Origin of the sequence: Isoptericola dokdonensis DS-3, assembly GCF_001636295.1 — a bacterium.
GTDB classification, from domain to species: Bacteria; Actinomycetota; Actinomycetes; order Actinomycetales; family Cellulomonadaceae; genus Isoptericola; species Isoptericola dokdonensis.
The window spans coordinates 140,244-153,317 of the sequence record NZ_CP014209.1; the positions used below are offsets into that span (position 1 = coordinate 140,244).

Below are 13,074 nucleotides of genomic sequence, written 5' to 3' on the forward strand. Positions count from 1 at the left end.
CGCGAGGTAGTACCTCCGGCGTCGAGGTCGGGTCCCCGGGGTACGACCTCGACGCCGGAGGTACTACCTCGCGGTCAGTCCTGGACGGGGCCCAGCAGCGACTGCGCCACCGTGGAGTGCGCGGACTCGTCGTCGCTGGGGTGGAAGATCCCCGCGAGGACGTCGCGGTACAGGCGCCCGAGCTCGGACCGGTTGAAGTAGGTGGACCCGCCGGAGCAGCGGATGGCCTCGTCGACCACCTGGCGGGCCGTCTCGGTGACCCGCACCTTGAGGCCGGCGGTGTCGCGGAACCAGCGCGCGCCGCGGTCCTCGCCCCGGGCGGGCTCGGCGTCGAGGGCGCCCGCGAGGTGGTCGATCTGCGGCCACACGCCGTCCTGCGCGAGGGTCGCCGTCGCGATGCGCCACCGGATGTCCGGGTCCTGGGAGTACGCCCTGCCGGTCTTCATCGACGTGCGCCGCCCCACCGTCTCCACGGCGAGCGCCAGCGCGCGGTCCGCGATGCCGGCGTACACCGACGCGAGCAGGATCTCGAAGCTGGTGAAGATCCCCAGCACGTACGGGTCGAGGCTCGGGCCGGGGGCGATCCGCCGCATGACGCGGTCGGCGGGGGCACGGGCGCCGTCGAGCAGGGTGGTGCAGGACTGCGAGGCCCGCATGCCGAGCGTGTCCCAGTCGTCGAGGATCTCGAAGCCGCCGCCGTCGCGGGTGATGAACGCGTGCACGATCCGCGGGTCGTCGGGGTCCGTCGTGGTGTCGAGGCCCATGACGCCGAGCCGCGTCCAGCCGGGGGAGTTGGAGGTGAAGATCTTGCGGCCGTGGAACGTGTACCCGCCCTCGCCGTCGGGCCGGGCCTCGGTGCGCGAGCCGAGCAGCACCAGGTCGTTGCCCGCCTCGGAGTAGCCGAACCCGAACACCTCGCCGCGGGCCGCCTCGGCGAGCAGCCAGTCGAGGGAGTCGTCGCCGCGCTCGTGGAGGTAGCGGCCGACGCCGGTCCACACGTGGTGCATGTTGACGGCGAGCGCGGTGGCGGGGGCGGCGCCCGCGAGCCGCGCCTGCTCGTGGCACAGCTCGCGCAGGCTCAGGCCCGCGCCGCCCAGGGACTCCGGGACGAGGGCGCCGAGGTAGCCGGCGGCGCGCAGGTCGGCCAGGTCGTCGGCGAAGTAGGTGTTCTCGCGGTCGTGGATGGCCGCCCGGCCGCGGACGGACGCGACGAGGTCGTCGTCGAGCATCGAGGTCATGCCTCGATTCAAGCACCGATGCCGGATCGCCGGGACGTCGCGAACACTCGGCATACCGTCCGGTCGGTCTTGTCCGGTACGCTGGGCGTCAGCGTGGTCGACGAGGACCGCACCGCCGAGAGGAGCCACCGTTGGTCATCCGCAGCCCGCACCCCGACGTCGAGATCCCGGACGTCTCGCTCTACGACTTCCTGTTCACCGGGCTCACCGACGACGACCTGGCCCGCGCCGCCGTCGTCGACGGCCCCAGCGGGGCCACCACCACCTACGGCGAGCTGCGCGGCCAGGTCGACGCCGTCGCCGGCGCCGTCGCGGCCCGCGGCTACCGCCCCGGGGACGTCGTCGCCCTGCACAGCCCCAACGTCCCGGCGTTCGTCGCCGTCTTCCACGGGCTCCTGCGTGCCGGCGTCACCGTCACCACCGTCAACGCCCTCGCCTCCGGGCCCGAGGTGGCCAAGCAGCTCCGCGCCTCCGGCGCTCGCGGGCTCGTGACCGTCTCGCCGCTGCTCGCCCAGGCGCTGGAGGGCGCCGACGCCGCCGGCCTGCCCCGCGACGCCGTCGTCGTCCTCGACGGGGCCGAGGGCCACGCGAACCTGCGCGACCTGCTCACCGCCGGCGCGCCCGCCCCCGACGTCACCCTCGACCCCGCCACCCACCTCGCCGTGCTGCCCTACTCGTCCGGCACCACCGGGCTGCCCAAGGGCGTCATGCTCACCCACCGCAACCTCGTGGCGAACGTGCTCCAGGCCGAGCCCTACATCCCGCTCACCCGCGACGACGTCATCCCCGCCGTCCTGCCGTTCTTCCACATCTACGGCATGACGGTCCTCATGAACGGGGCGCTCTACCAGCGCTCCAGCGTCGTCACCCTGCCGCGGTTCGACCTCGCGGAGTACCTGCGGATCATCACCGAGCACCGCGCCACCGTGCTGTTCGTCGCCCCGCCCATCGCGCTCGCCGTCGCGAAGCACCCCCTGGCCGCGCAGGCCGACCTGTCCAGCGTGCGCCTCATGATGTCGGGCGCCGCCCCGTTCGACGAGCACCTCGCCGGCCTCGTCGGGCAGCGGCTCCCGCACGCGAGCGTCACCCAGGGCTACGGCATGAGCGAGATGTCGCCCGTCTCCCACACCATCCCCGTGGGGCGCGACGACATCTCGCCCGGATCCATCGGGCTGCTCATCCCCAACATGCAGGCGCGGATCGTCGACCCCGCCACCGGCGAGGAGATCCACCAGCCCGCCGTGGGGACGAGCGCGCCCGGCGAGCTGCTGTGCGCCGGACCCAACGTCATGGTCGGCTACCTCGGCGACGAGCAGGCGACCCGCGACACCCTCACCGACGACGGGTTCCTGCACACCGGCGACATCGTCACCGTCGACGCCGACGGGGCCTTCTACGTCGTGGACCGGCTCAAGGAGCTCATCAAGTACAAGGGCTACCAGGTGCCGCCCGCCGAGCTGGAGGCGCTGCTGCTCGCCCACCCGCAGATCGCCGACGCCGCCGTCGTCGGCGTGCCCGACGGCACGGGGGAGGAGCTGCCCAAGGCGTTCGTCGTGCTCGCCGAGGGTGCCGAGCTCACCGCCGACGACGTCATGGCGTACGTCGCCGCGAAGGTCGCCCCCTACAAGAAGATCCGCCTCGTGCAGTTCACGCACGCCATCCCCAAGTCCGCCGCGGGCAAGATCCTGCGCAAGGACCTCCGGGCGGCCTGACCTGGTGCGCGGGGACGTCGGCCCGGCCCGGTCCGGTAGGGTCGGGCCGATGTCCCAGACGCAGCCTGAAGCCCCCGCGCGCAAGCCGCGCGTCGCCCTCCTGTTCGGCGGCCGTTCCGGCGAGCACGCGATCTCCGCGGCCACCGCCGCGGGCGTGCTCGGCGCGATCGACCGCGACCGCTACGACGTCGTCCCCGTCGGCATCACGCGACAGGGCCGCTGGGTCGTCGCCGCGGACGACGTCGACCGCTGGCGCATCACCGACGGGCGGCTGCCCGAGGTCACGGCCGACGACGGGGCCGAGGTCGTGCTGTCCCTCACCCAGGGGGAGAAGGCGCTGCGCGTGCTCGAGCCCGGCGAGGTGCCGTCCGTCCTCGGGGACGTCGACGTCGTCTTCCCGCTGCTGCACGGGCCGTTCGGCGAGGACGGCACCGTCCAGGGCCTGCTCGAGCTCGCCGACGTGCACTACGTCGGCGCAGGCGTGCTCGCCTCAGCCGTCGGCATGGACAAGCACTTCATGAAGCTCGTCCTCGCGGGGCACGGCCTGCCCGTCGGCCCCTACGAGGTGCTCAAGCCCCACGAGTGGACCGCCGACCCCGAGGCCTGCACCGACCGCGTCGCCGCCCTCGGGCTGCCGCTGTTCGTCAAGCCCGCCCGCGCCGGCTCCTCCCTCGGGATCTCCCGCGTCGACGACCTCGCCGACCTGCCCGCCGCCGTCGAGGCCGCCCGCGAGCACGACCCCAAGGTCGTCGTCGAGGCCGGGATCGTCGGCCGCGAGATCGAGTGCGCCGTCCTCGGCGGCCGCGACGGCGAACGTCCCCGGGCGTCCCTGCCCGGCGAGATCGTCGTCGACGACACGCACGCGTTCTACGACTTCGAGGCCAAGTACCTCGACGAGGCCCACGTGCAGCTCTCCTGCCCGGCCGACCTTCCCGACGACGTCACCGCCCGCGTCCGCGACCTCGCCGTGCGCACCTTCGAGGCCGTCGAGGCCGAGGGCCTCTCCCGGGTGGACGTCTTCGTCACGCCCGACCACGAGGTCGTCGTCAACGAGATCAACACGATGCCCGGCTTCACGCCGTACTCCATGTACCCGCGCATGTGGGAGGCGACCGGCATGACCTACCCCGAGCTCGTCGACGAGCTCATCCGGCTCGCGCTCGAACGCCCCACCGGCCTGCGCTGACGACCGGCACCGGTCAGGGCAGCACGATCCGGCCGACCTCGCCCGGGTTGTGCGCCACCTCCCAGCGGAACCCGTCCGGGTCCGCGAAGTAGCCCGACCGCCCGCCCCAGCTGCGGTCCTGCGCCGTCGACACGTGCGGCGCACCCGCCCGGCGGGCGTCGTCCAGCACCGCGTCCACCTGCGCCGGGTCCGCGACGTTGTGCGCCAGCGTCACCGGCGGCGTCCCGCCCCGCGTGACCGGACCGATCTCCGCGGCCGCCGCGGCCTCATCCCAGAGGGACAGCACCACCCGGTCCGCGACCCGGAACATCAGCACCTCGCCCGGCGCTTCCAGCACGGGCTCCCACCCGAGCCCCTCCACGTAGAACCGGCGGGACGCGGCCAGGTCCGCGACGACCAGGGTGACGAAGCTCAGACGAGGTTCCATCGGACCACGCTCGCACGACCCCGCACGTCGCGCCGCCGCGACGCACCCCTCAGGTGCACTCCTTCGTCGCGGGCACCAGCTCCACCGCCGACGTCAGGTCCCCGACGAACGACGACGAGTGGTCCGTCAGGACCGTCGGCGGGATCGTCACCTCCATCGCCGGCTCCCGCCCGTACGTCGTGAACCGCCACGTGCCGTCCTCGCCCGTCACGGTCACCCAGTCCACGCTGCCCTGCCCCGACTCCACCCGCTGGCAGTCCGGTGACGGCGGCGGCTGGTCCACGCCGCAGCGGAACGTCACCGCCGCGCCCGAGACCCCCCACGCCGCCGTCGCCTGCGCGTTCGTGTCGACCTTCTCCAGGTCGCCCGCCACCACGTCCGGCAGGGCCAGCATCACCGGCGCGCAGTCCGGGTCCGCGGCACCCGGAGCGGCCTCCACCCCGATCATCGGGGTGCAGGCGGACAGCAGGACCAGGCAGCCGAGAGCCACCGGGGCGGACGCACGGGGGAGAGGCACGGGCCCACGCTACCGGCCCGCCAGGCACCCTCCGGCCGGTTAGGGTTCCGTCGTGACCGACCCCACGACCCGCGTGCACGACCTCGACGAGACCGAGCTGCTGGCCCGCATCTTCCCGCTGCTGCCCACCGGTCCCGCCGTCGTCGTCGGCCCCGGCGACGACGCCGCCGTCGTGCGCGCCCCCGACGGCCGGTTCGTCGTCACCACCGACGTCCTCGTCCAGGACCGGCACTTCCGGCGCGACTGGTCCACCGGGTACGACGTCGGCCGCCGCGCCGCCGTGCAGAACCTCGCCGACGTCGCCGCCATGGGCGCCCACGCCACCTCGCTCGTCGTGTCCCTCGTCGTGCCCGGCGACCTCGAGGTCGACTGGGTCACCGGCCTCGCCCGCGGCCTCGCCGAGGCGTCCGCCCCCGCCGCCGTCGTCGGCGGCGACCTCTCCGGCGGCGACGCCGTGGTGGTGTCCGTCACCGTCCACGGCGACCTCGCCGGCCGCGACCCCGTGCTGCGCTCCGGCGCCCGCCCCGGCGACGTCGTCGCCCACGCCGGCACCCTCGGCACCTCCGCCGCCGGCCTCGACCTCCTCACCTGCGGCGCCGCCGAGCCGCGCGACGGCGCCCCCGACGGCGGGGGACCGCTCCACCCGTACGTCAGCGCCTACCTGCGCCCCCGCTCACCGCTCGCCGCCGGCCCCGCGGCGGCGGCCGCCGGGGCCACCGCCATGCTCGACGTGTCCGACGGGCTGCTGCGCGACGCCGGCCGCCTCGCCCGCGCCGGCGGCGTCACCCTCGACATCGCCCGCAGCGACCTCGGGCCCGACGTCGTCGCGCTCCTGCCCGCCGCCGTCCAGGTGTCCGTCACCACCGGCGACGACGGCGACCCCGACCGTGCCCTGCGCTGGGTCCTCGCCGGCGGCGAGGACCACGGCCTCCTCGCCACGTTCCCCGCCCACGTCGCCGCCACGGGGCTGCCCGCACCGTTCCGGCCGATCGGGGTCGTCACCACCGCCGACGACGCACCGACCGTCCTCCTCGACGGCGAGCAGCCCGACGTCGCACCCGGGTGGGACCACTTCCGCCCCTGAGCCCGCGCCGGGTCCGCTGCGCTCCGGGTCAGCGGCTGTTCCTTCGGTCGCGTCAGCCGACGTTCCGCTCGGGTGCCCGGGCGAAACGGATCTCCGTCACCGGCACGTCCGCGATGTCCTCGATGCGCTCCACACCGTCCGGCTGGAAGCCGTGGCGGCGGTAGAAGTGGTGGGCACGGTCGTTCTGCGCGAGCACCCACAGCGTCATCCGCACCTGCGGCGGGACGTCGGCGAGCACCGTGCGCATGAGGTCCCGGGCCACGCCGCGCCCCCACGCCTCCGGGTCGAGGTAGATCGCGTACAGCTCGAGGCAGCCCTCCTCGGCGTCCTCGTCGCGGGACGCGCCGTAGCTCGCGAACCCGAGGGTGCGGCCGTCGGCCTGCGCGACGAGCGTCGTCCCCGTGCCCGCACCGAGGATGCCCTCCCAGCGGGTGGTGCGCTCGGCCACGTCGAGGGAGTCGAGGTAGTCGGCCGGCAGCACGTGGGCGTACGCGCCGCGCCACGAGATGATGTGCACCCGGGCGATGTCGGCGGCGTCGGCCGGTGTGGCCGAGCGGATGAGCACGTCGTTGTCGGTCTCCACCTTCATGGGCTCAGCCTGCCACGCGCCACCCGCCGGGCCAAGAGGAATTGGGAAAGACTTCACCATCTCTTTGCATGGAACGAGGTCGCGCGGGGACGACGAAGAGCCCGCCGGGTTCTCACCCGACGGGCTCGTCGTCGATCACGGCGCCCAGGCGCCGGCAGAGATCAGGCGCTGCGGCGCTGCACCTTGCCCGCCTTGAGGCACGACGTGCACACGTTCACGCGCTTGGGCGTGCCCGCGACGACGGCGCGCACGCGCTGGATGTTCGGGTTCCAGCGGCGCTTGGTGCGGATGTGGGAGTGCGAGATGCTGTGCCCGAAGCCCGGGCCCTTGCCGCAGACGTCGCAGTTGGCAGCCACGGTGTCTCCTGAATCGTCGATCACGTCCCGCGCACGGGGCAGCAGGGCGTGATGGTGAGTGGTCTTGGGGGGTGCCCGGATCACCCGGGCAACCACACGATGATAGCCGATCGGCGGAGCACCCCTCAACGTGCCCTGGGTCACCGCTACGGTGGGGGACGTGGACCGGCCCGAGCTGATCGACCCCGACGTCGTACGGACGTGGCTGCGTGCGGCCACCGCCGCGCTCGGCGCGTCCCGGGAGGACCTGGACCGCGTCAACGTCTTCCCCGTCGCCGACGGCGACACCGGCACCAACATGTACCTCACCGTGCGGGAGGCCTCCGCGGCGGTCCACGACGCGGACGACGACGCGAGCGGACGGCGGCTGCTGCGCCTGGCGGCCCGCGCCGCCCTGCTCGGTGCGCGCGGCAACTCCGGGGTGATCCTCAGCGAGTGGCTGCGTGGCCTCGCCGTCGCCGCGAGCCGGGGCGAGGGTCTCGGGCCCGGCCTCGACGTCGCCGCGCGGTCGGCCCGTCAGGCCGTCGCCCGGCCGGCTCCCGGGACCATCCTCACGGCGGCCGAGTCCGCCGCCGCGGCCGCCCGGCACGCCGAGGCCGGGGGGATGGTGGGCCCGCTGGGCGCCCCCGCCCACCTGCCCGTGCTGGACGCCGCCCGGCGGGGCGCCCGCGAGGCCGCGCTGCGCAGCGTCGGGGCGCTCGCCCCCCTGCGCGACGCCGGGGTGCTCGACGCCGGCGCCTGCGGCCTGGTGCTCGTCCTCGACGCCCTCGCCGCCGCCCAGCGGCACGTCGACCTGCGCGCGGGCGCGGTGTCGGAGGCGGACGCCAGCATGGGTCCCGTGCTGCTCGACATGGACCTGCGCGGCCACCGGCCGCCCCCGGACGCCGACCCGGCCGCTCCCGCGCCCGCCGGGACGGAGCACGCCGCCGCCGACGAGGTCGAGCTCATGTTCGTGCTGCACCGCCCCCACCACGCCTCCGGGTTCCGCGACGGCGCCGTCGCGGACGCCCTGCGGGCCGACCTCGACGAGGTCGGCGACTCGGTGGTCGTCGTGGGCGGCAGCGACGGCGGCGAGGGCCACGACGACTCCCTGTGGCAGGCGCACGTGCACACCCCCGACCTGGAGGCCGCGCTCGAGGTGCCCCGCCGCTGGGCCCGCCGCGGCGAGGTGTCCCGGGTGTACGTCCGGCACCTCGCGGTGGCCGCCGAGGACTGGGCGGTCGTCGTCACGACGTCGGCGCCGCACCTCGCCGCCGAGCTCGCCTCCGGCGGTGCCGTCGTCCTGCTCGACCTCGACACCGCGCCCACCGTCGACGACGTCGCGCAGACCGTGCTCGGGGCCGGGACGCCGCACGTCCTCGTCCTCGCGCCCAGCGACGTGCTCGACGACGGTCGCCTCGCCGACGCGACGGCGGCGATCCGCGCCCGCGACGTCGCCCGCGACGACCGGGCCGCGATCGCCCCGGCACCGGGCGTCACGGTCGTCGCCGCCGACGACGACGTGCACCTCGTGACGGCGGTCGCCGCGCTCGCCGACGCCCTCGACGCCGCCGGACCGGCCGGCCCGCCCGACGTCCCGCACGTCGTGCGGGCCGCCCTGGGCCGCCTGCGCACGGCCCGCACGGCCGCCGCGGAGGCCGTCGGGGTGCTGGGCGGGCTCGTCGCCGACGTCCCGGCGCCCGGCATCGTCGCGCTGCTGCCCGACACAGGTCTGCCGGCGTCCGTCCTCGACGACCTGGCGGAGGCGGCGGCCGCGCTCGCGCCCGACGCCGACGTCGTCGTGCTGCCCACCGGTCGCCCCGGCACGGGGGTCGGGATCGGCGTCGAGCCGGCGTCCGACGACGCCGCGCCGCAGCCCGTCGGAGGACCCGTCGACGAGGAGGCCCGGTGAGCGACCGCCTCGCTGAGCCCCTGGCCAAGAGCCTCGGGGCGCGAGCGGCGAACCCGCTCGCCACGATGGGCCTGGAGACGGTCGACGACCTCCTGCGCCACTACCCGCGCCGCTACGGCGAGCCCGGCACCATGACGGACATGGACCAGCTCGCGCTCGGCGAGCACGTCACCGTCATGGCGCAGGTCGCCCGCGCCACGGTCCGCCAGATGCGCAGCAGGGGCGGTGCGCTGCTCCAGGTCACCGTGACCGACGGCCGGCACGAGCTCGCCCTGACGTTCTTCGCCAAGCGGCCGGGCGCGCTGCGCCCCCACGAGGACAAGCTGCGCCCCGGCCGCCACGGGCTGTTCACCGGCGTCGTGACGGAGTACCGCGGCACCCGGCAGCTCACCCACCCCGACTACGTGCTCGTCGGGGTGGACGCCGACGACGACGCCGACGCGATCGACGAGGCGTCGCGACCCATCCCGATCTACCCCGCCACCGCCGCCGTGCCGACCTGGCGCCTCCAGCGGGCCGTCCGCACCGTCCTCGACCCCCTCACGGAGGACGACGTCCCGGACCCGGTGCCGGCGGAGGTCCGCGACCGGCTCCGGATGCCGACCCGGCTGGCCGCGCTGCGCGCCGTGCACGTGCCCGAGGACGCCGCCACGTGGCAGGCCGGACGACGCCGGCTCCGCCTCGAGGAGGCGTTCGTGCTGCAGACCGTGCTCGCGCAGCGCCGGGCCCGGGCCGCGGAGCAGGACGCCGCCGCCCGCCCGCCCCGCGCCGACGGGCTGCTCGCCGACTTCGACGCCGCGCTGCCGTTCACCCTCACCGCCGGGCAGCAGGAGGTCGGCAAGGAGGTCGCCGCCGAGCTCGCCCGCCCTCGTCCCATGCAGCGGCTCCTCCAGGGCGAGGTCGGCTCCGGCAAGACGGTCGTCGCGCTGCGGGCCATGCTCCAGGTCGTCGACGCCGGCGGGCAGGCCGCCCTGCTCGCCCCCACCGAGGTGCTCGCCGCCCAGCACGCCCGCAGCCTGCGGGCGATGCTCGGTCCGCTCGCCGAGCAGGGGATGCTCGGCGGCGCCGACCGCGCCACCACCGTCGCCCTCCTCACGGGCTCCCTCGGCGCCGCCGCCCGCAAGGAGGCGCTGCTCGACGCCGCGAGCGGCCGGGCCGGCATCGTCGTGGGCACGCACGCCCTGCTCGGCGACCAGGTGCAGTTCGCCGACCTCGGCCTCGTCGTCGTCGACGAGCAGCACCGGTTCGGCGTGGAGCAGCGCGACGCGCTGCGCGCCAAGGGCCGCACGGCGCCGCACCTGCTCGTCATGACGGCGACCCCCATCCCGCGCACCGTCGCGATGACCGTGTTCGGCGACCTCGAGACCTCCACGCTGCGCGAGATCCCCGCCGGTCGCTCCGGCATCACCTCCCACGTCGTGCCGGCCGCGAACGAGCGGTGGATGGAGCGGGTCTGGGAGAAGGTCCGCGAGGAGGTCGACGCCGGACGGCGCGCCTACGTCGTGTGCGCCCGCATCCACCCCGACGACGACGCCCCCGCCAAGGCCACCGCCGACGTCGAGGAGATGCCCGAGCTCCTCGACCTCGACGGCGCCGCGGACACCGGACGCGCCCCGCTGCGGGCCGTGCTCGAGGTCGCCGACGAGCTCCGCCGGGTGCCACGCCTCGACGGCGTCGGCGTCGGGGTGCTGCACGGGCAGATGGCCCCCGCCGACAAGGACGCCGCGATGGCGCGCTTCGCGTCCGGCGACGTGCCCGTCCTGGTGTCCACCACCGTCGTCGAGGTCGGCGTGGACGTCCCCGAGGCGACCGTCATGGTGGTCTTCGACGCCGACCGGTTCGGCATCTCCCAGCTCCACCAGCTGCGCGGTCGCGTCGGGCGCGGCAGCGACCCCGGCCTGTGCCTGCTCGTCTCCACCGCGCAGCCCGGCACGCCGGCCGCCGCCCGGGTCGAGGCGCTCGCCGCGACCACGGACGGGTTCGAGCTCGCCTCCCTCGACCTGGAGCTCCGCGCCGAGGGCGACGTGCTCGGCGCGGCCCAGTCCGGCCGCGCCAGCTCGCTGCGGCTGCTGCGCGTCGTCCAGGACGCGGACCTCATCGCGCAGGCCCGCACCGAGGCCGCCGCCGTCGTCGACGCCGACCCCGGCCTCGCCACCCACCCGGCGCTCGCGGACGCCATCGCCGCCCAGGTCGACGCCGACCAGGAGGAGTACCTGGAGCGTGCCTGACCGGTGCCGGCCGCGTCCGGGCCGCCGGTTAGGCTCGACGCCATGACCAGGATCGTCGCGGGCACCGTGGGCGGGCGGACGCTCGCCGTGCCGCCGTCGGGCACCCGTCCCACCAGCGAGCGGGTGCGGGAGGCGATGTTCTCCCGGCTGGAGCACCTCGGCGTCGTCGACGGCGGCCGCGTCCTCGACCTGTTCGCCGGCTCCGGCGCTCTCGGGCTGGAGGCCGCCAGCCGGGGGGCCGCCCACGTCACCCTGGTCGACTCCGGTCGCAAGGCGGCCGACGTCGCGCGGCGCAACGTCGCCGCCCTGGACCTGGCGCGCGACGTCCGGGTGGTCGCCGAGCCCGCCGAGCGGTACGCGGCCCGGCTCGCCGAGGCCGCCCGCGCCGGCGCGGGCGACGCGCTGGACCTCGTGCTGCTCGACCCGCCGTACGACCTCGCTGGTGCCGCCCTCGACGCGATCCTCGCCGACCTCGCCGTGCCCGGCGTGCTGGCGCCCTCGGCCGTCGTCGTGGTGGAGCGCGCCAAGCGCAGCGGCGAGCCGACCTGGCCCGGCAGCCTCGCCGCGTTCGCGGCGAAGACCTACGGCGACACGACGGTCCACTACGCCGAGGTGATCGAGCCCGATCCGCGCGACGCCGCCGAACCTCCCACGGATCGGTGAGACCGGCGCCTACGGTGGCGGCGTGAGCATCGCCGTCTGTCCCGGGTCCTTCGACCCGATCACCCTCGGTCACCTCGACGTCGTCCGCCGGGCCGCCCGGCTGTTCGACGTCGTCGTGGTCGGTGTCGCCGTCAACGCGTCGAAGAACGCCCTGCTGAGCCCGGTCGAACGGGTCGAGGTGGCCCGCGCGGCCGTCGCCGACGACCCGGAGCTGTCCGGCGTGCGGGTCGAGGAGGTCCCCGGCCTGCTCGTCGACTTCTGCCGCGACGTCGGCGCCGTCGCCGTCGTCAAGGGCCTGCGCGGCGGGGCGGACTTCGACGGCGAACAGCCCATGGCCCTGATGAACCGGCACCTCAGCGGTGTCGAGACCGTCTTCCTGTCGGCCGAGCAGCGTTTCGCCCACGTGGCGTCGTCGCTCGTCAAGGACATCGCCCGCCACGGCGGGCCGATCGATGACCTCGTGCCGCAGGCAGCGGCCGAGGCGGTGCGCGCCGCGATCGCGCACCGAGCGTGAGGAGCACCGTCATGACCCAGACCGCACCCAACCCCACCGCCGGGCTGCTCGAGATCATCGACGACCTGGCCGCGCTCGTCGAGAACGCGCGGACGTCACCGCTGTCGACGAACGTCAAGATCGACCGCGACGAGGCGCTCGGGCTCGTCGCGGACCTGCGGGCGAGCGTGCCCACGCAGGTGTCGCGCGCCGACGAGGTCCTCGCCGACGCCGAGCAGGCGCTCGACGACGCCCACCGGCAGGCGGAGGAGATCCTCGCCACCGCGCGGGCACGGGCCATCGAGCTCGTGCGCGACGAGCAGGTCGTCGTGCAGGCCGAGTCGCGCGCCGCCGAGATCGTGGCCGAGGCCGAGCAGAAGGCCGCCGGGCTGCGTGCCGACGCCGACGAGTACTGCGACGGCCGCCTCGCCGACCTCGAGGCGGACCTCGCCCAGCTCTCCACGCAGGTGCGGGCGGGACGGGCCCGCCTCGCGGAGCGCCTGGACAGCAGCGGGCCCCGCGTCCGCTGGGACCACGTGCAGGACCCGCGGTGGCCGGGTGACGACCCGGGCGAACCCGGTCGCTGACCCTGGTCGGGGACGCCGTTCCGCGGGTCGTGGGGCGTTGCCTACGTCACGCGCAGGGGGCGTTGGCCCACGTCGGCGGATCGCGTAGACTGGGTCGCTGGCC

The 13,074-nt window shown here is 75.5% G+C and carries 13 protein-coding genes; 8 read left to right on the forward strand and 5 right to left on the reverse strand.

The window, feature by feature from the left end; genetic code table 11:
* Positions 1-74: 74 nt before the first annotated feature.
* Complete coding sequence (locus tag I598_RS00625) at positions 75-1,238, reverse strand: acyl-CoA dehydrogenase family protein (protein ID WP_068200321.1); 1,164 nt, start codon at positions 1,236-1,238, stop codon at positions 75-77.
* Between the two features lie 131 nt (positions 1,239-1,369).
* On the opposite strand from I598_RS00625, the gene I598_RS00630 reads away from it, so the two are divergent.
* Both I598_RS00630 and I598_RS00635 read left to right on the forward strand, forming a co-directional pair.
* A complete protein-coding gene (locus I598_RS00630; protein WP_068200323.1) occupies positions 1,370-2,950 on the forward strand; it encodes an AMP-binding protein in 1,581 nt (526 codons plus the stop codon).
* Between the two features lie 49 nt (positions 2,951-2,999).
* Positions 3,000-4,136 carry a D-alanine--D-alanine ligase family protein gene (locus I598_RS00635; RefSeq protein ID WP_068200325.1) on the forward strand — a complete coding sequence of 379 codons (1,137 nt, stop codon included), beginning with the start codon at positions 3,000-3,002 and terminating at the stop codon, positions 4,134-4,136.
* Positions 4,137-4,149: 13 nt separating this feature from the next.
* Here I598_RS00635 and I598_RS00640 read toward each other — a convergent pair whose 3' ends face one another.
* Both I598_RS00640 and I598_RS00645 read right to left on the reverse strand, forming a co-directional pair.
* On the reverse strand, positions 4,150-4,563 hold the full coding sequence (locus tag I598_RS00640) for a VOC family protein (RefSeq protein ID WP_068200327.1): 414 nt from the start codon (positions 4,561-4,563) through the stop codon (positions 4,150-4,152).
* Between the two features lie 49 nt (positions 4,564-4,612).
* Complete coding sequence (locus I598_RS00645; RefSeq protein WP_068200328.1) at positions 4,613-5,080, reverse strand: DUF3515 family protein; 468 nt, start codon at positions 5,078-5,080, stop codon at positions 4,613-4,615.
* Positions 5,081-5,132: 52 nt separating this feature from the next.
* Here I598_RS00645 and I598_RS00650 point away from each other — a divergent pair, with 52 nt between their 5' ends.
* Positions 5,133-6,164 (forward strand): thiamine-phosphate kinase, encoded by a 1,032-nt coding sequence (locus tag I598_RS00650; RefSeq protein WP_068200330.1) that lies wholly within the window; start codon positions 5,133-5,135, stop codon positions 6,162-6,164.
* Positions 6,165-6,216: 52 nt separating this feature from the next.
* Here the strand turns inward: I598_RS00650 and I598_RS00655 are convergent, their stop codons facing one another.
* Both I598_RS00655 and rpmB read right to left on the reverse strand, forming a co-directional pair.
* Positions 6,217-6,753 (reverse strand): GNAT family N-acetyltransferase, encoded by a 537-nt coding sequence (locus tag I598_RS00655; RefSeq protein ID WP_068200333.1) that lies wholly within the window; start codon positions 6,751-6,753, stop codon positions 6,217-6,219.
* 161 nt (positions 6,754-6,914) lie between these two features.
* A complete protein-coding gene (gene rpmB / locus I598_RS00660) occupies positions 6,915-7,109 on the reverse strand; it encodes a 50S ribosomal protein L28 (RefSeq protein WP_068200337.1) in 195 nt (64 codons plus the stop codon).
* A gap of 160 nt (positions 7,110-7,269) precedes the next feature.
* Between rpmB and I598_RS00665 the strand changes: the two genes are divergently transcribed.
* From I598_RS00665 to I598_RS00685, 5 genes are read left to right on the forward strand one after another with little or no spacing between them, the layout of a single operon-like run.
* Positions 7,270-9,000 (forward strand): DAK2 domain-containing protein, encoded by a 1,731-nt coding sequence (locus I598_RS00665; RefSeq protein WP_068200340.1) that lies wholly within the window; start codon positions 7,270-7,272, stop codon positions 8,998-9,000.
* Positions 8,997-11,228 carry an ATP-dependent DNA helicase RecG gene (locus I598_RS00670; RefSeq protein WP_068200342.1) on the forward strand — a complete coding sequence of 744 codons (2,232 nt, stop codon included), beginning with the start codon at positions 8,997-8,999 and terminating at the stop codon, positions 11,226-11,228. The genes I598_RS00665 and I598_RS00670 overlap by 4 nt, the downstream gene beginning before the upstream one ends.
* A 42-nt stretch (positions 11,229-11,270) precedes the next feature.
* Entirely contained in the window at positions 11,271-11,891 is a 621-nt protein-coding gene (rsmD, locus tag I598_RS00675; RefSeq protein ID WP_068200344.1) for a 16S rRNA (guanine(966)-N(2))-methyltransferase RsmD, read from the forward strand.
* Positions 11,892-11,913: 22 nt separating this feature from the next.
* A complete protein-coding gene (gene coaD, locus I598_RS00680) occupies positions 11,914-12,405 on the forward strand; it encodes a pantetheine-phosphate adenylyltransferase (protein ID WP_068200347.1) in 492 nt (163 codons plus the stop codon).
* An 11-nt stretch (positions 12,406-12,416) separates the two neighbouring features.
* A complete protein-coding gene (locus I598_RS00685) occupies positions 12,417-12,971 on the forward strand; it encodes an ATP synthase F0 subunit B (protein WP_068200350.1) in 555 nt (184 codons plus the stop codon).
* Positions 12,972-13,074 lie beyond the last annotated feature (103 nt).

Bases quoted from the DNA above. Each gene is read 5' to 3' on its own strand.
- I598_RS00625 (WP_068200321.1), bottom strand. From the start codon at position 1,238: ATGACCTCGATGCTCGACGACGACCTCGTCGCGTCCGTCCGCGGCCGG.
- I598_RS00635 (WP_068200325.1), top strand. From the start codon at position 3,000: ATGTCCCAGACGCAGCCTGAAGCCCCCGCGCGCAAGCCGCGCGTCGCC.
- I598_RS00640 (WP_068200327.1), bottom strand. From the start codon at position 4,563: ATGGAACCTCGTCTGAGCTTCGTCACCCTGGTCGTCGCGGACCTGGCC.
- I598_RS00655 (WP_068200333.1), bottom strand. From the start codon at position 6,753: ATGAAGGTGGAGACCGACAACGACGTGCTCATCCGCTCGGCCACACCG.
- rsmD (WP_068200344.1), top strand. From the start codon at position 11,271: ATGACCAGGATCGTCGCGGGCACCGTGGGCGGGCGGACGCTCGCCGTG.
- I598_RS00685 (WP_068200350.1), top strand. From the start codon at position 12,417: ATGACCCAGACCGCACCCAACCCCACCGCCGGGCTGCTCGAGATCATC.